Source organism: Pleurocapsa sp. CCALA 161, assembly GCF_003003995.1.
Classification (GTDB): Bacteria; Cyanobacteriota; Cyanobacteriia; order Cyanobacteriales; family Xenococcaceae; genus Waterburya.
This window is the reverse complement of sequence record NZ_PVWF01000011.1, coordinates 1-20,096: the sequence shown is the minus strand read 5'-3', so window position 1 is coordinate 20,096 and position 20,096 is coordinate 1. Positions and strand designations below refer to the sequence as shown.

Sequence of the window (20,096 nt, the reverse complement as noted above, 5' to 3'; positions counted from 1 at the left end):
TTATTCTCGCTTCATTGCTCTGGCCATATCTCGTTGATCATCACGCTTTTTAGCAGTTTCTCGCTTATCGTGAAGTTTTTTGCCCTTACCTAAACCAATGGCAATTTTCACTCTCCCCCCTTTAAAATACATCCTGAGAGGAACAAGAGTTAAACCTTTTTGTTCTGTCTGTCCGATCAGTTTATTAATTTCTTTGCGGTGTAGCAACAATTTACGAATTCTTAGAGGCTCATGATTAAAATGACTGCCTCCTGCTTCGTAGGGTGAAATATGCACATTGCTTAACCAAGCTTCGCCATTTTTAATAAAGGCATAGCCGTCTCTAAGATTAACCTTGCCTGCGCGAATTGATTTAACTTCTGTGCCGACTAGTTCCATCCCCGCTTCGTAGGTTTCAAGTATTTCGTAAAGATAACGAGCCTGACGATTATCACTAATTATTTTAACGCCTGCTGTTTTTTCCACCATGCTAATTTTTTTCGAGCTTGCTGAGGATCTATTAGTATATCATTTGACTTTTACTTGATTTGGTGGGCAGAAAAAAACAGACATATGCTCGCATGTAGTCAGAAATTAACAACTAAGTAGCTGGGTGGAATTAAATATAAAATAACGGATTCTTATTTTTCTCCCCTACTCCCCTATCTCCACTACTCCACCACCTCATATCAGTCTTTAAATTAATTATGCCTAGCTACTTAGTTGTTGTTATAGCTTCTGTTTTCAATACAGGTTTAAGGAGCCAGTTAACAACCGATCTAAAAAATATCGCCCCATCAACCCCAAATTTGAGGGTAGAGCAGAGCGAACTGAAGCTATTGATCTATATGCTTAACTATAAAGTTATTCACTAGACTATATTTTTAATTATTTTCAGGCAAACATATATTTAGTATTTAGCAACATTAAAATAACCAAATATAAGTATTAATAATAATTTTCCACAGCGTTACAGCCACTAAATTGCTTGAGAATTACTGGCTATCTAGCTAGATCTTGACAAACAAAATCTAACCAACGTTGTGTTTGATAAAAAAACAGGTTCTAACTATCGTCAACTGTTAGTTTTATTGGGTTTGACCTCAGCCTCCAACTCAATTTCCGTAATTTCGATCTGCTGTAAATCTATGGATTTATTTTCTTTAATCTGCTCTTTAAGCTCACCCATGCGCTTAATTTGACGAATTGGTAAATTAGCCGTCAAGGAAGTCATGCGTTGGTCGTTACAAAGAGAAAATTCCATTTCCTCGCGATCTACCTCAACATAGCGGGCTACTACGTCGAGGATTTCTTCGCGCATGGCCTCCATCATATCGGGATTAATGCTGGCGCGATCGTGAGCAATAATCAGCTTCAAGCGGCTTTTAGCGTGACTTCGACTGTTGGTGTTATTATTCCAGGGAAAAAGCATTTCCAGCAACCTTTTAATCATGTTTAACATGGTCTACATTTGAAGAACAGACGCAATTGGTTGCGTTGTTCATGAAAGTATCGAGAAAATTTCAAGTTAGTTGTGCCTGGTTAACCACCAAACATGCGACGTAAACGAGTCAAAAGATTACCTTGATTCGCCATCAAGTCTAGAAACGGTACTTTTTCGCCTTCTAAACGCCGAGCTATATTAAGATATGCTTGAGCAGGAAGAGAATCATATTCTCCTAACACTAAAGGTTCTCCCTTATTGGTGGCGACAATTACTTTCTCATCATCAGGAACAACGCCAATTAATGGCACGCCTAATAGTTCCAGCACGTCTTCGACGCTCATCATTTTATTTTCCTCAACCATCCAGGGTTTGACTCGATTAACAATTAGGTTAATTTTGTTAACCCCTTCTGCTTCGAGTAAGCCGATTACGCGATCTGCATCCCTGACCGCTGCAACCTCTGGAGTTGTGACGATTAAAGCTTCTTTAGCAGCAGAAATGGCGTTACGAAAACCCAATTCAATACCTGCGGGACAATCGATCAAGATATAATCATAACCCTTCGCCAAGGCAGTGGCGATCTTCTTCATTTGTTCGGGTTGAACTGACTCTTTATTGCGATTTTGTGCTGCGGGAAGCAAGACTAAACCTTTGAGACGCTTATCTTTGACTAGAGCCTGTGCCAGACGACACTCTCCAGCTAAAACGTCGATCGCCGTATAGACAACTCGCTCTTCTAAACCGAGCAACAGATCTAAATTTCTTAATCCAAAGTCAGCATCGATCAAAGCAACAGAACGGTTCTGTTTAGCAATCGCGGCTCCTAAATTAGATGTGGTAGTGGTTTTACCCACGCCTCCTTTGCCTGAGGTAACAACAATTATACGACTCATATTGCTTGTTTACGATTTGTGTAGCTGTAGTTATTTTGCTTGATTTTGATCAATCCATGCGCCATTTGGGGGCGAATAAACATAGTGTTTGGCAAACTCCGAAGTTTTGGCTAAACGGATTCCCTCTGTAGTCATGAAGGCCAACTCTGGGGATAAACGCCTAGGTCTTAATTTAGGCGCTCTAGCCACAGCGTCAGCAATCCGCAACTGGGTAAATTCCATCTGTAGTGCTGTAATTCGACATTGAGTATTCCCTTGCGCTCCTGCGTGGGCAATTCCTCGCAAACGACCCCAAACCAAGATATCTCCTGCGGCGATCGCTTTTCCACCTGGATTTAGATCGCCAAAGATGACAATAGTTCCTGGATGACGTATTTCCACCCCCGAACGAACGGTACTTTGTAAATACAGCGGATCTGCTAAAGGAGAAATTTCTTCTGAGTCAGTCGCTGCTTTAATCAAAGGTTGGGCAACAGCTTGTTGCTGGACGGAATAACCGCTAGTTGCCGCTGCCACTGCCGTTTGCCGCCGATTGGTACTCACTGTCAAAAGTGATAGTTTTACATCATCCAGAGTTTCGGCAATGGTTTGTAACTGTCTGGCATCAAGCAGCCGATCTTTGGCAACCAAGCACACATTTGCCCCTACTTGCCAAGACTGCTCCTTGGTTTGTAACAGATGTTTTAGCTCTTGCCAAGTTTCTGACCAAGGTAAATCGGCACTAATTTCTGCTTGACTGGGCAGTACCAACAGCATTTGCTCGTCATCGTGCTTCAAATAAATTTGAGCATAACGATTGACGAGAGGAGACGAATCGGGCTGATCGTCGTTTTTATCCAGGGAGATAGTAGGCTCGAAAGTCATGCAACCATCCTGATCATCCGTATATCTACGTATATCTACTTTCTAAGTATTTCTGTTTTTACGCTTCACATACTAACGTAAGTTTCCGTCAATGAAAGATTACGAAATTGTTAAGCGTTGCCAAGTAGCAACTAAACTGTGTTGATCGCCGACGTTACCTGGAAATAAAACTACTGGTAAATTAGGAAATTGAGGATGAGTAGGTTCGGTACGAATTACAGAACAGCCTGGCAGAATCTGCCCTAAAAGTCTGGCTTGAGTTAAGTTTAGACCAACACTAAGAACATCGTTTGAAGTAATACCGCCTTTACTAATTAAAAAACTGATGGTGGGTGGTAAACCCTGAACTATTTCCATCAATAAAGCAGAAACGGCTACGCCAAATTCTAATCTTTGCTGTATGTCATCAAAACTTAATTCTGCTCTACTGGTATATATTACCGCCGTTTGATCTTGGTCAAAAGCCTTTTCGACAGCAGCTAAAACCGACTCTAGAATCTCTGTTTTAGCTTGAGGGCAATCGCGTAAAGCCACCACATCAACCTCTATTCCTACCACCTGTTCTTTGAGCAACTGATTAAGCTGCTGGGTGGTTTTTTGTACATGAGAACCGACTAAAACTACCCCAGGTCGCTCCGTTGGTCGGTAACGTGCCATATTTTCGGCAGCAATGGGCTGTTTTCCTAATTGTGCCAAGGAGGTCAGCAAGCTAGCAGCCGAGCGAAAGAGAAAGCGTTTGCCCTGAGCCGTTGCCTGTAAAATTGCCTCTGCTAGTAAATCAAAGTCCGCTTGACATTCGCCATCAACCACCACACACTGATTATGCTTAAGCTCAAGCAAACGAGAGCGAATTTTCCCTGTACGAATATCAGACAAAGAAAATCTAACTACCTGTTCTGGGGCAATCTTACCCTGAGTTTTTTCAGCAACATAGTCAGGCAGATAGCTATGACTATAGCCAAACACTGAATCGCGGGCGAATTCCGTCTCGGCGACAGGAGTTTTAACCCCGTCAATCAGCAGATAGTGAGTCTGGTCGACGGTAATCCTGCCTCCTTCAAAAAAGGCAGGGGTGAGAAAATGAGCATCAAAACCGCCCAATTCTTGAGCAATTACATCAGTTTCAACAGGATAATGTCCTCTGAGAGTAGAATCAGAGCGACTCACTACCAAAAAATCTTGAATTTCCGCCTTGGCGATCGCAATTTTGAGATTATGGCAAATTGACTGGATAGTAGCAATGGCTTGTTCGGGATTCATTGCTCTGGTGTTACTCAGAATAAAGAAAATTGGGGCGCTATCCTGTAAACCTTGCATGAGGGTATTCACATCCCACTGCATCAGTAATAGGCAACTGTGTACTGTTTGAGAGCCTGTGGGGTCATCGTCAATTACAATGATTTTCGGCTGTGTTTTATTCATATTTTTTCAGCAAAGTTTACAGATGTTTGTATTTTCTCAAATAAATCTGTTTATTTGATGTGGTTTAAATAAACTTGAGTTAGAATGCTGGCAAAAAGCGCAACATGGGATGTTCAACTGGACTAGATTGTTGAAATCTCCTTGAAACCCCAATAAAAGAGTTCAGCTAAGTATATTTTCTATTCTTTCACTTATTTGTCACTTACCAGGATGTTAAAGCCGTCCAGAGGAATCATCATCGTGCGAATCCCCCTCGACTACTACCGTATTCTCAGTGTTCCTGTCAAAGCTAACTCGGCACAGTTGGAACAAGCTTATCACGATCGCCTTTTACAGCAACCTCGCCGTGAATATAGCGAAGAGACGGTTAAAGCTCGTCAACAACTAATTGAGTATTCTTATCAGGTGTTGTCAAATTCAGAACAAAGAGCTAGTTACGATGCTCAATTTTTGCTGAATATGCAGCCAGCAACTCCAGAAGCGATTAAAGATAAAGATGATCACTCAACAGTTGATGAACCAGATCTAGCCGCTCAGATCAGCCCAGAGGAAGAGAATATTGTCTTGGCTAACCCGACTATTGAGATTTCCGCAAGCCAAATTGTCGGGGCTTTATTGATTTTGCATGAATTGGGGGAGTATGAAACAGTTCTCAGGCTGGGAATAGATGAATTTAATCGTCGAGAACTAGAACAGCAAAAACACCGAGCCAGTGAGCTTTCTCTCGACAAGACTCAAGAAGATTTGATTTTAGTTTTGACTTTAGCCTATATGGAGTTGGGCAGAGAGCAGTGGCATCGTCGGGAATATGAAAGTGCAGCTTTGTCGAGTCAATTGGGAATCGAGCTACTCCACCAAAAAAGCTTGTTTCCCCACTTGCAGACAGAATTAGAACAAGATTTATGTAAACTTCGTCCCTACAGAGTTTTAGAATTAATTTCGCGCAATCCTGGCAAGTCAGCCGCTAGGACAGAAGGGCTGAAATTGTTGCAGTCGATGTTAATTCAGCGTCAGGGAATTGAGGGGAAAGGAGAAGATCGCTCTGGTCTAAATTTCGATCAGTTTTTATGTTTTATCCAGCAGCTAAGAACATATCTAACTTCTGACGAACAACAAGAGCTGTTTGATAATAAAAGTCAGTCACAATCGGCGATCGCTAATTACTTGTCAGTTTATGCCTTATTAGGACGAGGATTTAGTCTCAAAAGACCAGAACTAGTTTCCCGCGCCCAGAGAAAATTGGATTATCTTAGTGAAAAACAGGATGTTAGCTGGGAACAGGCGATCGCCGCTTTATTGTTGGGACATATCGAAAAAGCAATTAATCAACTAAAAAATTCTGCCGATCCTAGTCAACTCCAACAGGTGCAGCAGCACGCTATAGACAATTCAGAAGATAGTTCGGATTTGTTACCAGGATTATGCTTTTATGCTCAACAGTGGCTCTTACAAGATGTTTTGGCACAATTTGTCGATCTAGCACCTATTGAGCTAACCCTCAAAGAATATTTTGCCGATCCACAAGTTCAAGCCTATGTAGAACAGTTAGCTCCACCTACCATGGCAGAAAACGCTCTCAACCGAGAAGGGGTGTCCCAACCAAGAGCGAAAAGGAAGACAGATGCAAATTCAAAAATTAGGGCTTTATGGCGTAATTTATTTTCTGGAGAAAAGTCAACCGTCAGTGCTGCCCAAGTTGAGTTTGTTGCGAAAGAACTGGGAGGATCTAGCGCTAATCACCAGAGTTCTGCTACTGCCACGATGGAACGAGAGCAAGCTGCTGCTTTTTCAGGATTTAAGCCTGGTGAACCAATTTCGGCTCAAACTACTCATCAATCTAGTCCCAAAAAATCTCTGTTATTGCCTTTAGAGCCTAAAAACACCAGAGCAGTACCAGAATCTGTCATCCACAAGGCGCAGAAAAAAGCTAGGGGCAAAAAAGCTGGTCAGAAAAAACGCAGTCCTAGAACAATTTGGCAAGGCTGGCTATTTATCATCAGCTTGATTTTAGGCATTGGCACAGTTAGCTATTTAGGGATGAAGCTGTTTCTGTCTCCAGCCAACAAAACAGCTAGCCAGGAAGAATTGGCGATCGCGCTTAACCAACCCTCGGTAGAAATTCCGCCACAAAAGACTCAATCTGTCACGAAAAAACCCGCTCCTCAGTTAACCTTAACTCAGCAATCTCAGCAGGCAATTCAAGCCTGGTTAAGCAGCAAATCGGCGGCTTTCGGCAAGGAGCATCAAATCGATCGCTTAAACAGCATTTTAGCAGAGCCACTTTTAACTACCTGGCGAGCAAGCGCAAAGATATATCAACAAGAAAATATCTATCGAGAGTATGAACATTCTCTAGTCATGCGCTCGGCCAAAATAGACCCTAATAATCAAAACAAAGCAACGGCGGAAGCAGAAATAAAAGAAACCGCCCAACATTATCAGTCGGGTCAGCTAAATAACGCTGAATCCTATGACGACAAACTGTTAGTGCGTTATCAATTGATTCGCCAAGGAGAAAAATGGCTGATTCAACAGGCAGAAGTTTTAAAAACGCTTTAGTTGACGTGGGCATAAATAAATTAAAACTGGTGTGATATTACACCAAATTATAGAGATCACAAACGCCGTGAAAAAGATAGAATAGTTTCGTTCATCTTAAACATTAATCAAATAAAGGATAATAACTGATGCTTTCCTCACTAGTCGCTGACTTTCGCATCATTTTTGAGCGCGACCCCGCAGCCCGCAACTGGCTTGAGGTTTTAGTTTGTTATCCTGGTTTACAGGCTTTATCTTTCCATCGTATTGCCCATTGGCTGTATAAAATTGGTATTCCTTTTTTTCCGCGCTTTATTTCTCATCTGGCTCGTTTTTTGACAGGCATTGAAATTCACCCAGGAGCGCAAATTGGTCAAGGGGTCTTTATTGACCATGGCATGGGGGTGGTGATTGGTGAGACTGCAATTATCGGCGACTACTGCTTAATTTATCAGGGAGTTACTTTAGGCGGAACAGGCAAAGAACTAGGTAAACGTCATCCAACCTTGGGAGAAAATGTTGTTATTGGCGGTGGGGCAAAAGTTTTAGGCAATATCCAAATTGGGAATGATGTGCGTATCGGCGCAGGTTCGGTCGTATTGCGCGATGTGCCTTCTAACTGCACGGTAGTGGGTATTCCAGGCAGAGTAATTTACCGTTCGGGGGTAAAAGTAGATCCTTTAGAACACGGTAATCTACCCGATTCAGAAGCAGCGGTAATTCGTACTTTAGTCGATCGCATCGAGTCTTTAGAACAAGAAGTAAAACAGTTAAGATCTCAATCGGCAAGAAAATACTTAGTTGCAGCAGCATTATCTGAGTCAGGGGAAAAAGAATTATGTCATCAAGTCGAAGATAGCTGCTTATTACGAGACAAAGAGATTAGAGAGTTTTTAGGTGAAGAGTTATTGAGAGAAAATACTTAACCTCAGTTCGAGTTAAACAGTAGCTCTACTTTCTTAACCCGAACTTAAGTTAAATATAATATTTTTTATCTGCCACCGACCACAACATTTCTGATGCGAATATGAGGGCCACCAACACTAACAGGCAAAGGCATTTGTCCCCCTTTACCGCACCCCCCATTGGTATAGAGAGTGTCGCTACTGATTGCATCTATGTCCTGGAGAGTTTGAAAGACATTACCTGATAAAGTTACGTCACTGACAGGTTCAGCAATTTTGCCATTACGGATCATATAGCCTTCGGCTGCTGCAAAGGTAAACATTTCCCCATTAGTTTGTCCTCCCAGCATTCTGACGGCATATACCCCTTCTTCGATTCCTGCAAACATCTCTTCTAGAGAAGTATCCCCAGGTTCGATCGCTGTATTAGTCATCCGTACAATGGGAGGATAGTTAGCCCGAATTGCTCTAGCGTTCCCCGTAGGTGCTTCAGCCATCTTGCCTGCTGTCTCACGGGAGTGTAATCTTTCAGTTAAGACACCGTTTTTAATTAAATACTTGCGTTGTCCAGGTACTCCTTCATCATCATACTTCATCGATCCAGGCAGATTTTCCATCGTGGCATCATCAACTACGTTTAACTGTTTAATGCCCATCGGTTTACCCAGAGTTAATAATTCTTGCATCTTGGGGTTTTCATAGACAAAATCAGCCTCAGAAAGGTGTCCAAAAGCCTCGTGAATAAACACTCCAGCAAGATAGGGATCGAGAATTACTGTATATTGACCACCTTTGACAGATTTCGCTTCTAACTGTCTCACTGCTCTTTCGGCTGCACCTTTAACCCGATCTTCAATCCCCACTAGAGCATCAAAATCATTACGCGAATGAACCGATTCAAAACCCTGACGGACAACTCCATCCTCTCCTTTGGCGATCGCTGCAAATCGCCCGTTGATATCCAGCCTCTCTTGCACAATACAGCTACCAGTAGAGTTAATTAAGGTTTTGGTCGCAAAGCGATCGCCAATACTCGCCATAGTAGTTTGGATACGTGGGTCAAAATTAAGCAAGATCTCGTTATAAGCTTCCAATAATTCACGCTTATCTTTGAGGGACACCGTACGCGGATCGCGTTTAATCTCTTCGGGAACATAGTCTTCAATCGGTTCAACAGTGGCTAGCTGTGTCTCTTCTTTACCCACCAACTTTGCTTGTGAAATCGCCTCTTCAATTCTTGCGTTAAGCTCGTGCAAACCGTTAAAAGTAACAAAACTCCAGCCTCCCTTATGGCAGGCGCGAATGCCCCCTCCTAAAGAAAAACTACGATCTACCGAGTCTAACTGTTTGCCGCGAAAAGAAAGCCTTGTGGATTCACTTTGTTCCACGCGAATTTCTAAATAGTCTACTTGATCTTGATAAGTTGCGACTGCGCTTTTTAACTGTTCTGTTGTTGCTGTACTTGCTGTAGCTGTCGTCATCATTTTAGGTACTTGCATATTTGCTGTTTGTTCGATCTTAACTGAATTTAAAAGTAGAAATTTATAGGAAATTTAATCTGGAATTCTCATCTCTTCAGATAAATTCCTCAGAAAAATCCATCCCCAACTATAAAAGTATGTCAGGAATGGATTTGCGATTAATTAAAATATAAATTGTTTCAAAAAGCCATTTAAGCAGCTTCTAACAAACCACTATGTCTCAATAGAGGTTCAGTTTTGGGTTCTCTACCTCGAAATGACTGAAATACGTCCATTGGGTGTAAGCTACCACCAAGAGATAATACAGTATCCTTGAAGCGTTTACCGACAGTCTGCACGGCTGCTTCATCTTCCAAACCAGCTTCTTCAAAAGCAGCAAAGGCATCGGCACTAAGAACTTCAGCCCACTTATAGCTATAGTATCCTGCGGCATATCCCCCAGCAAAAATATGTCCAAAAGAGCAGAGGAAATTATCTTCAGGAATAGGCTGTAGGACGCTAGTAGTTTTGGCCAAGCGATCGCGCACATCATTAGGAGTTTCTGCTCCTCCTGGCTGATAATTAGAATGAAGTTCCATGTCTAACATCCCAAAATGTAGTTGGCGTAGCATTCCTGACCCACTCATATAGTTTTTCGCTGCGACTAACTTTTGATAATACTCTTCTGGAAGAGTTTCACCAGTTTGATAGTGTTTTGCCATCCCAAAAAGAGTTGCGCGATCATAACACCAGTTTTCCATAAACTGACTAGGTAACTCGACTGCATCCCATTCCACATTATTAATCCCTGCTGCACCAGGATAATCGATGGTAGTCAACATATGCTGTAAACCATGCCCAAATTCATGAAAGAGGGTAGTTACCTCCCCAAAGGTCATTAAGCTAGGCTTATCGTCGACAGGGGGTGTTTGGTTACAGGTGAGATATGCCACAGGTAAACGAGTTTCTGTCTTACCTTCTCTAGTTATTTTGGCTCGCCCGATACAGTCATTCATCCAAGCACCACCACGTTTTTCGGCGGGACGAGAATAGGGATCGAGATAGAAAAAGGCAATTTCTTGCCCATTTTCATCCGCTATTTGAAAATAGCGCACATCTTCATGCCATACAGATACTTGTCCATCGGCAGCCTTAATAGTTACGCCAAAGATACGGTTAGCCAAACTGAATAAACCGTCTAAAACTTTAGGGAGAGAGAAGTAAGGGCGTAATTCTTCCTCATTAAAGTCAAATTTAGCTTCCCGTTGCTTTTCTGCCCAATAACTTACATCCCAATGCTTGAGATTTTCTTGTCCTGCAAAGGTTTTTAGTTCCTCAAACTCCTTAATTGCTGCATCATAGCTAGCACCCCGCAGATCTTCTTGTAGTTGCTGCACCGCTGCTACGTCCGTTGCCATCTTTTTCGCTAGACTTAATTCAGCAAAGTTAGCAAAACCCAAAATATTCGCCTTCTCTTTTCTTAAGGCTAAAATGCGATCGATATTGCCTCGATTATCAAAGTCACCATCAGCAGCACGCGAAACAAATGCCTTATAAAGTTTTTCCCGTAGTTCCTGATTAGTAGCATATTTAAGATAAGGAACATAGCTAGGATAATCTAAAGTGACCACCCAAGGACCATTTTCTAGAGTAGCGTCTTCATTACCTTCTGCCTTAGCTGTTTGCGCCATCAAGCCTAAAGCACTCGGAGGTAAACCTTCTACGTCCTTTTTATCTGTCAATTTTAGTTTAAAAGCCTTAGTAGCATCTAAAACATTATTAGAAAACTTAGTGGATAATTCCGCCAACTCAAGCTGAATTTGATTAAATCTATCTCTAGCTTCTCCTGTTAAACCAACTCCAGATAGTTCGAAATCTTGAATGGAAGACTCGACAATCCGTTTTTGTGCAGGTTCTAATCTCTCCCATTCTGTACTTTCTTTGATTCCTTTAAATGCTTCGTATAAAGGCTTACTTTGGGTTAACTTATTATAAAACTTGATGATCTCTGGCTGCATCTGCTCATAAGCTTCTCGCAACTCAGGACTATTTTTGACCCCCATCAGATGTCCTACAATCCCCCAACTCCAGCTTAAACCCTCTTCCAATTCAGTGAGAGGTTCTACTAAACCAGACCAGGTAGGTGTAACATTCTCTTCGAGTTTGCTAACCCCCTCGTCTAACTCCTGTAACAGTTGATTTATAGCAGGAACAACCTGTTCTGCTTTGATTTGATCAAAAGGTGGCAGTCCCTTACCAATTAGTAAAGGATTTTTGGTAATAGTTGCGTCTGTCATGTAAATAGATAATTGTCGCTTGTATTTTATGTTCACTTACCCTAGCGCTTTCTCTAGCAGTCTTGCAGCATTACAGAGGTTGGGATTACCGAAATTTCAAACATTTCCCCGGCATTGTTGCATAAATAAAAAAACAAAGCTAAAAAGAGCAAGAGTGTACAGTGAGCAATAAATAGTTTTTATTGGCGGGATTAATTTTAGTTGATTTTAATTCGGCGAAAACGAGCCTGTAGCAGCAGATATATAGCGTAGGATAACAGTCCAAAAGCCATTAAAGCCAGCAGAGCTTTACCAAAAGGTTGTTGAGTTAAAGTATAAAGCACGCCGTCTAATCCTTGAACTTTCTGGGGATTATATTGATGAGCAGCCTGTAAAACAAAAAAGCCAATCATAATAAATACCACGCCTCTAGCAGCTATGCCGAAGCGACTAATATTCACCAACCAGCTTTTCTGTTGTGAGTCGAGTTGGCTAAGATTTAATTCCTGACGAAATTTAGTTTTGTAAGCTTGATAAATTCGATAACAGCCAATACCCATAACTAGCGCTCCCCCCAATCCCACGATCCATCTACCTAAAGGCTGCTGCATCAAAGTCGCTGTCCAATCTTGTTGAGAACTATTTCCTCCTGCGCTCTTGCTAGAACCAAAAGCTAGTAATGCAGCATTGCTAGCTACTCCCATATATGCTGTGGCAGTCAAAGCATAGCCTAAACGAGAAAATATACCCTTGGCGTCAGTTCCTTGATGTTCAGGATCTTTAATAGCCTGAATTAAAAGCCACAGCACATATCCTACTAAACCGATAGCGATCAAGATCAACAAGAGTTTACCAAAAGATTGCTGAGAGATTGTCTGTAAAGCTCCAGTCGTATTAGTCGTTTTGCCACCGATGCTAAATGCAGCTAGTAATGCCAAAATAGCGATCGCTCCATAAACAAAACCCTTGGCAGCATAGCCAAATCTTGCTAATGTTTCCATTATTAATTAGTTATAAAGATACTTTGAATTCTCTTTATTTACTATAATTACTATTACTTAAACATCTATCTAAGTATGTGTATTTGAATTAATAATAAATGCTCTAATAGAGTTTAAATTACTGTAGTGAAGATTCAATCCCATCCAATTAAAAATAAGAGTTTTGATTGCAAAACTCGTTACTGAAAATAGTTAGCTAAAAAACTATGAATCTCCCCAGCTTATTCCACGCAGTTTTAAGCACTTTTAACTAGATGCGGTTTAGTCTATTTCTAAAGACAGATGTATGAAAATCCATAAATGTATAATATGGATCATAATTTTCCCCTATAAGCAATTAAAAACTATCTGCCTTGCATTTACTATTACTGAAAAAATCATTTAACATATTCAGCATAATTAAGATTCATGAAAATCAAGCCAGAAATAACTTATCGTCACTTAGAAAAAACCGCTGCAATTCAAAGTTTGGTTGAAGAAAAGATTGCCAAATTAGAACAGTTTTGTGACTATATGAATAGCTGCCATGTAGTCATTGAAAAAGACAACGATCACCCTAGCAGTGGCTCACCTTATCGAGTCAGTATTGATATTACTATTCCTCATGGTCGTGAACTCGCAGTAGTAAAAAGCCCCGATGTAGGCAAACAATATCTTCCTTTAAAAACAGTAATTCGTGATGCTTTTGAAGCAGCACGTCGTCAATTGATTAGTATCACTACTGAACAAAAAGGAGAAAGAAAAATACACCCAGAACAGCAGGTGAGCGCCATGGTAACCAAGCTATTTGCCGAACAGGGGTATGGTTTTATTCAGGAAATTAGTACAGGAAAAGAAATTTACTTTCATCGTAACAGCGTAACTAACAATGATTTTGAGCGCTTAACCGTAGGTAGCGGAGTAAGATATAAAGAAACTATGGGCGAAATGGGACCTCAAGCCACGACAGTACAGCTTTTAGACCCAGGTGTCTAATTATATTTAACAGCGTTCTTATCCTGGTGGCCAACCCATAAAGCGATCGCCAAGCAGATGAAGATGCAGGTGATCTACAGTCTGTCCGCCGTGTGTACCATTATTAATCACAACTCGATAGCCGTTGCTCAGATTTTCCTGTTCAGCAACCTTTTTGACAGTCATTAGCAAGTGTCCCATTAGCGCAGTATCTGCTTGAGACGATTCTGATAGGCGAACAATAGGCTTTTTAGGAATAATTAAAATATGGGTTGGGGCTTGAGGATTAACATCCCTAAAGGCTAGAGCTAAATCATCTTCGTAGACAATATCGGCAGGAATTTCGCGACGGATAATTTTGCCAAAAATAGTATCTGTCATAGGTATAGCAGTCGCAGTAAAGGGTAAAACTATAAGCAATTATCTCGCGCCGAGGCGCAAAGAGGCAAAAAGATTAAGAGATGTCCTAATTTATTTCAATTGCTTATCTTTTAAAAGTAAGACGAATTAAATTAATTAATCTAATACTCTATTGATATAGGGCAGTTGGCAACTAGCAACTAAATCTGCAAGATCAGCATCCTGCTCTTTCATTGTTGGCGACTGCTTTTGCAATAGCTGCTGCCAAAATTCACTAGTTTGTTCTGGAGGAAGTTGCTGGAGTGTCTGGAGTAGAGTAACAGACTGTGCTAATAGCTGTTCGACATCAACTTCTTGATAATCTGGCTGGTAGTCACATAGTCTTCTTACCGCCTCCCCTAAAAGGATAATAGCTCCACGTAAATTATCGTTGCTGAGATGATAGCAACCTACCGCTACTTGTAATATCCCCTGATAAAAACGCTTGTCTGTTTCAGGAGCATCAACCCAAATTGCTTCTAAAGTATCGTGACAGGCGTAAAACTGCTGTTGGTTAAATTCAGCAATTCCTTGTTCAAATTCAGGAGAAGCAACCATAAAGCATACTCAGTGTGAATTGGTTTGTTTCAAATTTACTTATAAAAGCTTTAAGCTATAGCTTTAATTCGCGCGTTTACTAATTACTCCATTTCACTACAAAGCTGAGTAATTTCCTCAGTTGTGATAGATTGGGTATTGCTGGCGAAGGCGTTGTCTGGGGTCAAAAACAGCAGACAATGACATTTCTTCTCTTCTCGCATTGGTACACAGGGACAATTCCAGTAAGCTTTTTTAACTTCTGCTGCCTTGTCTTGATAGTGGCGACAAGGGCAAAGTGGAGAACCAAATTCCTGCTTATGTTCAGCTAATCCCTTGATTACCGCAGCAGTAACCGATAAATTGCTGCAAAAGTAAGTATCTGTGCGTTGGGCGTATTTTTCGGCAAATTTCCTCATAGATTCCAGGGCTTTGTCGGAACTTTGACTAGTTGATTTGGCTGTAGTCATAAATTATAAACATGAAAATTTATCTTATTATAGGTTTTTGAATCATAATCCCGTAGTGGTGGGAATAATATAGTTAGCTGTTTCAGCATTATAGTAGTAACTAATTAAAGGAGAAGGCTTGAAAATCCAAGATTTAACAGTAGCAATATAGATAATTAAGACTTGATGATGTCTTATCTTCTAGCGATCGCCAACTTCTTACTAAGGCGAAATCTTTCTAACCGCAAATAGATCGGTTATTAATGTTTAATCATGTACACAATCACTCTTATGTTCAGCTAACCTTAATTATGGTTTTGTTAAAAATAATTCAAAATGCTTATGGATATTCTCTAAAACCTAATTAACCATAATTCTAATGCTTCTTGCAGAAGCTAGCTCACAACCTAATATTTGAAGCAGTTACTAAATATTTAAATCATGAATTCATCCAGCAATGGCAATGGTAATTACCCATCGGTTAGTAATTTGTCCTTTGATCCAGGAATCAAAAGTTCCCCAAATAACGATCTGACTCATTCTTTAAATTCCCAGATTCGTATTTTAATCGTAGACGATCAAAAAATGATTCGGGAAGGATTAAAAGCTTTAATCAAAACAGAAAGCGATCTTGAGATAGTTGGGGTTGCTGAAAATGGAGAACAGGCTCTTAAGCAGGTAGAATCTTTGAGTCCAGAAGTAGTTCTGATGGACATGGAAATGCCAGGGCTGAGCGGGGTGGATGCCACGAAAATAATTTGTCAAAAGTTTTCAGATGTTAAGGTGCTGGTGCTTAGTACTTTTGATAATCAGGAATATGTAGCTAAATCCCTTAATTCTGGAGCAATGGGTTACTTGCTCAAGGGTACGCCAGCGAAAGAATTAACTGACGCAATTAGATCGATTCATCGTGGCTATGCGCAAATTGGACCAGGAATTTATCGAAATTTATCTTTACCACAGGCAGAAGAAGTAGAAAAACTGCCGATTATGTCTCCTCTGGCTACGCGTATTGCCGACACAACAGCGCCAGCGCCAGCAAAATCTTATCCCCCTGGACAACTAGTTACGAGCAGAGTCAACAGCGATGATGCTGCCTTGGTCAAGCGTAAACCAGCATCGATAGAAATGCGCAAATTTGAGCAGACGGTGATGCTGCGCCCTTCTCCTAGATGGTCGAGACTGACGATGGCCTGCATCATGGGAGTAACGGCATTTACGCTCATCTGGGCTAAATTTGCCAAGATCGAGCAGGTAATTCCCGCTCAAGGAATGATCCAACCCATAAGCAAAACTCAGGAGATTCAAGTTCCCACCAACGGTGTCGTTAAAGATGTTCGAGTCGAAGAGGGCGATCGCGTTGAGGAAGGTGATGTTTTGATGGTTTTAGACACCACCACTTCTAAAGCCCAGGTAAATTCTTTAACTCAGGTACGGAATACTTTAAAACAGGAGAATAAATTTTATCGAGCTTTGCTAGCTGGTAAGGTTAATGCTAACAATCTTAGTAGCACAGTTGCCGCTTTAAAAATTGCTCCAGAAGTAGCTTCATTGTCTCGCAACCGAGCCGAATTGAACGAAGAAAATGCCTTGTTTGATAATCTTTTAAACGGTTCTGGAGGTAACTTTAATCCCGATCAACTCAAGCGCTTACAGGCTTCTAGATCTGACTTGAGTGAACGCACCGCCTCCGCTGAATTGGAGGTAGAACAGCTAGAAAAACAGCTAGAACAAAATGAAATTCAGCTTCAAGATACCAGAGCGCAGTTGGCAACTGGCAGACAGAATTTAACCGAAATTATTAACCGTAATCAGGAGTCTAGAACACAGGCTGAAGAGAGTCTTAAAATTGAACAACAAACCTTAGCCTCAATTCTCCCCGTTTATAAAGAAGGTGGTATTGCTAAACTTCAGGTCGATCAACAAAGGCAAAGAATCAACGATCGCAATGCTTCAATGGTAAACGCAATGAAACAGGGCAATCTAGAACGAGAGCGTCAGCAACAGGATATAACCACTTTACAAGCAGAAATTAATCGTTTAATACAAGAAGGAGAAAGATTATCTTTAGATATCTCTCAGGCAAGAGAACAGTTGAGTAATACTACTTCAGTATCTACTAAAGACCTTTATGATAGACGAGCAGCTAACCGCATTCAACTCTCGGAAATTGATAGTCAACTAAATAAAACCATCGTCGAAAACGAGAAGCAGATTGCGGAAATTAATAGTCAAGTTGCAGGGGCAGAGCAAAACTTGAGATATCAAACTATTGTCGCTCCTGTTACTGGAGATGTGTTCGATCTGACTGCTTATCCTGGCTATGTTCCTCCCTCTGGTCAAGCAGCTAAACCAGTCTTGCAAATTGTGCCGACAGAAGACTTAGTGGCAGAAGTGTTTGTGACGACTGACAAAATTGGTTTTGTGGAAAAAGGGATGCCAGTTGATGTGCGCATTAGTGCTTTTGACTTCGGCGAGTATGGTGGTATTGATGGCAAAGTTCAATTTATTAGCGCCAGTTCACTTGCACCCGAACCACCCTATGATTTCTTCCGCTATGCTGTCAAGGTTAAGCTAGATCAAGATTACCTGATGGTCGAAGGAGAGAAGAAATATATCCGCCCAGGGATGGAGGTTCAAGCCAACGTCAGAATCAATGAAAACCGTACTGTCTGGAATCTGATGACGGATGAATTCTTAGGTGGAATCAAAAACTTCCAAAAACTTAAATAGTTAATCTTAAATACTTAATCGCCTTGGCCCCCAAAAATTGGGGGAAATAAGCAATTTTTTGTCTGCTCAAACTATTTATTCAAAAAAACTATTAGCTGCTTTAAATCGGTTGTTTACTTCATCCCAATTAACCACATTCCACCATGAGCTTAAATAGTCTTCTCTCTTATTGCGATATTTAAGATAGTAAGCATGTTCCCAAACATCATTACCCATAATCGGGTACTGATTTTCCATCAGCGGGCTATCTTGATTAGCAGTACTGGTAACTTCCAGTTCTTTGCGATCGTTCATTACTAGCCAAGCCCAACCACTACCAAAGCGTTTTTTACCCGCATCATTAAATTCAGTTTGGAAAGTAGCAAAGTCACCAAAAGCGGAATCAATTGCCGCAGCAATTTCACCAGTCGGTTTACCGTTGCTGTCAGGAGTCATAATTGACCAAAACATAGTGTGATTGGCATGACCACCACCATTGTTTTGTACAGTAGTCATGATATCTTCTGGGAGAGTATCCAGATTGAGCAACAGATCCTCGATTGATTGCCCTTGGAGATCAGGATAGAGGGCGATCGCTTCATTGAGATTTTTGACATAAGCAGCATGATGTTTATCATGGTGCAAAGTCATTGTTTCAGTGTCGATATACTCATCTAAAGCATCATAACTATAGGGCAAAGGCGGTAGGGTAAACTCCCCAGTTGAGGCTTGAGCAACTAGGGTGTGGTGGGGAGATAATCTTTGACTAGTCTTAGTAATGCTTGTCCCATGCTCAGAGGCATTTGCCGCACGAATATTAGACTGGGAAATTAAAAAGATGGCGATCGCGATCGTCGTAATCAAACGGTAAATTTTTTTGAAGTACATCTGAGATAGTTAATGATTATTTGGTTTTACTAAGCTTATCTGAAAATACACTTAGACTCAATTTTAAGTCACTCAAAAACCGAAGTTGATTAAGTTTTACCGCAGATTAATCATAGGGGCGATCGCCCCTTCTCCCCTACGATATCGTATGTTTTTATTTGGAATGACTGTAGCTTTTCTGTTCAACGGGAACGATTTTATTCCCCTGCCAATGCACCATGATGTAATCATCTTCGGTTAGAGCATCGTGATTATCTGCTGTGAAGGGTTTATCATAAGTTTTAATCAAACCTTTATATTGAGGCAGATTCTCAAAAGCAGCTTGTAGTTTTGCACCTTCAGTAGAACCAGCTTGCTCGATCGCTTTAGCCGTCAACATTAGAGCATCATAAGCGTTGGCCGTCCCTATAGGAGCGAGAATTTCACTCGGCTCTTTTAGTTGGAATTTATTATTTAATGCTTGAAGAACTTTTTGACCCGTCGGCGATTGAGGACCAAAAAAGCTATAGGTTTGCACAAATTCAACTTGACTAGCAAGATCTCCAGCTAATTCGGGGAAACGTCCTCCAGAAATACCCCAGTGAGAAACAATCGGCACGTCCCAATTAATCCGAGTCAGCGATCGCATTACCTGAGCAGCAGGAGCAGCATTGGCAACCAACATCAACGCCTCCGCACCAGAGTTTTTTAGTCTAGTAAGCTGTGGGGTAACATCGGTATCTTCTTCATTAAATTTTTCGATGCCAGAAATTTGAATTTTAAATGCTTTCGACCATAATTCAAAGCCCTTTTGATTGGACTCTCCCCAGGGATTGTTAATTAGTATTAAGCCAACTTTACTGACTTGATACTTATCTTGGGCATGTTGTAGTAAAAATTTATCGACTAAGTTATCATTTGCCGAAACGCGGAAGGCATAGTTGGGTTGGAAATCATTTTGGGTAATATTTGTGGCTGCTGCCCAAACTCCCATATAAGGAGTAGTTAATTCATGAAACACAGGCAGCATTGCCAAAGATACAGGAGAATCAAGTCCGCCAAAAACTACTGCCACATCCTCTTGTTCGATCAGTTCTCTAGCAGCAGCAACTCCTTTAGCGGGGTCGGATTCATCATCACGACTGACTAATTCTAAAGGTTTCCCCCCCAGTACTCCTGCTGCATTCACTTCATCAATAGCAACTTTCAAACCGCGAGTAATCGCTTCTCCCGATAAAGCAGATTCCCCTGTTAAAGCAGCCACTAAACCTATTTTCACTGGTTCTTGCTTGGCTTGTTGGCTGTTTCCGTCTGCTGAACCCGTTCTGGTTTCTGGATCAGCAGCTTGTTTTTGGGGAGTACAGCTAGCTAATTGGGAAACAGCTAATCCCGT

Annotated in this window: 17 protein-coding genes; 4 read left to right on the top strand and 13 right to left on the bottom strand. The window is 41.2% G+C overall.

Annotation, left to right across the window (positions count from 1 at the left end):
* The 5 genes from smpB to C7B62_RS04575 all read right to left on the bottom strand — a co-directional run bounded on the left by smpB (position 1) and on the right by C7B62_RS04575 (position 4,605).
* A complete protein-coding gene (gene smpB / locus C7B62_RS04595) occupies positions 1 to 468 on the bottom strand; it encodes an SsrA-binding protein SmpB (protein WP_106233441.1) in 468 nt (155 codons plus the stop codon).
* A 586-nt stretch (positions 469 to 1,054) separates the two neighbouring features.
* A complete protein-coding gene (gene minE / locus C7B62_RS04590) occupies positions 1,055 to 1,441 on the bottom strand; it encodes a cell division topological specificity factor MinE (protein WP_233219812.1) in 387 nt (128 codons plus the stop codon).
* An 80-nt stretch (positions 1,442 to 1,521) separates the two neighbouring features.
* Positions 1,522 to 2,319 (bottom strand): septum site-determining protein MinD, encoded by a 798-nt coding sequence (gene minD, locus C7B62_RS04585; RefSeq protein ID WP_106233440.1) that lies wholly within the window; start codon positions 2,317 to 2,319, stop codon positions 1,522 to 1,524.
* A gap of 30 nt (positions 2,320 to 2,349) precedes the next feature.
* Complete coding sequence (gene minC, locus C7B62_RS04580; RefSeq protein ID WP_106233439.1) at positions 2,350 to 3,183, bottom strand: septum site-determining protein MinC; 834 nt, start codon at positions 3,181 to 3,183, stop codon at positions 2,350 to 2,352.
* Between the two features lie 99 nt (positions 3,184 to 3,282).
* A complete protein-coding gene (locus C7B62_RS04575) occupies positions 3,283 to 4,605 on the bottom strand; it encodes a four-carbon acid sugar kinase family protein (protein WP_106233438.1) in 1,323 nt (440 codons plus the stop codon).
* Positions 4,606 to 4,845: 240 nt separating this feature from the next.
* On the opposite strand from C7B62_RS04575, the gene C7B62_RS04570 reads away from it, so the two are divergent.
* Positions 4,846 to 7,164: an IMS domain-containing protein gene (locus tag C7B62_RS04570; RefSeq protein WP_158260625.1), complete on the top strand. Its 2,319-nt coding sequence runs from the start codon at positions 4,846 to 4,848 to the stop codon at positions 7,162 to 7,164.
* 128 nt (positions 7,165 to 7,292) lie between these two features.
* Positions 7,293 to 8,069 carry a serine O-acetyltransferase gene (cysE, locus tag C7B62_RS04565; RefSeq protein ID WP_106233436.1) on the top strand — a complete coding sequence of 259 codons (777 nt, stop codon included), beginning with the start codon at positions 7,293 to 7,295 and terminating at the stop codon, positions 8,067 to 8,069.
* A 65-nt stretch (positions 8,070 to 8,134) separates the two neighbouring features.
* Here the strand turns inward: cysE and C7B62_RS04560 are convergent, their stop codons facing one another.
* From C7B62_RS04560 to C7B62_RS04550, 3 genes are all read right to left on the bottom strand, one after another.
* Positions 8,135 to 9,547: a TldD/PmbA family protein gene (locus C7B62_RS04560; protein ID WP_233219811.1), complete on the bottom strand. Its 1,413-nt coding sequence runs from the start codon at positions 9,545 to 9,547 to the stop codon at positions 8,135 to 8,137.
* Between the two features lie 173 nt (positions 9,548 to 9,720).
* The gene (locus C7B62_RS04555; RefSeq protein WP_199194065.1) at positions 9,721 to 11,805 is read right to left on the bottom strand and encodes a M3 family metallopeptidase; all 2,085 of its coding nucleotides are present in this window, start codon (positions 11,803 to 11,805) and stop codon (positions 9,721 to 9,723) included.
* A gap of 197 nt (positions 11,806 to 12,002) precedes the next feature.
* Positions 12,003 to 12,785: a DUF1206 domain-containing protein gene (locus tag C7B62_RS04550; RefSeq protein ID WP_106233435.1), complete on the bottom strand. Its 783-nt coding sequence runs from the start codon at positions 12,783 to 12,785 to the stop codon at positions 12,003 to 12,005.
* 408 nt (positions 12,786 to 13,193) lie between these two features.
* On the opposite strand from C7B62_RS04550, the gene C7B62_RS04545 reads away from it, so the two are divergent.
* On the top strand, positions 13,194 to 13,760 hold the full coding sequence (locus C7B62_RS04545) for an HPF/RaiA family ribosome-associated protein (protein WP_106233434.1): 567 nt from the start codon (positions 13,194 to 13,196) through the stop codon (positions 13,758 to 13,760).
* An 18-nt stretch (positions 13,761 to 13,778) separates the two neighbouring features.
* Here the strand turns inward: C7B62_RS04545 and C7B62_RS04540 are convergent, their stop codons facing one another.
* From C7B62_RS04540 to C7B62_RS04530, 3 genes are all read right to left on the bottom strand, one after another.
* Positions 13,779 to 14,120 carry a histidine triad nucleotide-binding protein gene (locus C7B62_RS04540; RefSeq protein ID WP_106233433.1) on the bottom strand — a complete coding sequence of 114 codons (342 nt, stop codon included), beginning with the start codon at positions 14,118 to 14,120 and terminating at the stop codon, positions 13,779 to 13,781.
* Between the two features lie 135 nt (positions 14,121 to 14,255).
* Complete coding sequence (locus tag C7B62_RS04535; RefSeq protein ID WP_106233432.1) at positions 14,256 to 14,696, bottom strand: DUF309 domain-containing protein; 441 nt, start codon at positions 14,694 to 14,696, stop codon at positions 14,256 to 14,258.
* Between the two features lie 83 nt (positions 14,697 to 14,779).
* On the bottom strand, positions 14,780 to 15,145 hold the full coding sequence (locus C7B62_RS04530) for a ferredoxin-thioredoxin reductase catalytic domain-containing protein (protein WP_106233431.1): 366 nt from the start codon (positions 15,143 to 15,145) through the stop codon (positions 14,780 to 14,782).
* A gap of 420 nt (positions 15,146 to 15,565) precedes the next feature.
* Here C7B62_RS04530 and C7B62_RS04525 point away from each other — a divergent pair, with 420 nt between their 5' ends.
* A complete protein-coding gene (locus C7B62_RS04525) occupies positions 15,566 to 17,857 on the top strand; it encodes a response regulator (protein ID WP_106233430.1) in 2,292 nt (763 codons plus the stop codon).
* 75 nt (positions 17,858 to 17,932) lie between these two features.
* Here the strand turns inward: C7B62_RS04525 and C7B62_RS04520 are convergent, their stop codons facing one another.
* Positions 17,933 to 18,724: a superoxide dismutase gene (locus C7B62_RS04520; RefSeq protein WP_106233429.1), complete on the bottom strand. Its 792-nt coding sequence runs from the start codon at positions 18,722 to 18,724 to the stop codon at positions 17,933 to 17,935.
* 154 nt (positions 18,725 to 18,878) lie between these two features.
* On the bottom strand, positions 18,879 to 20,096 hold a 1,218-nt coding region (locus C7B62_RS04515), incomplete at its 5' end, for an ABC transporter substrate-binding protein (protein ID WP_199194064.1).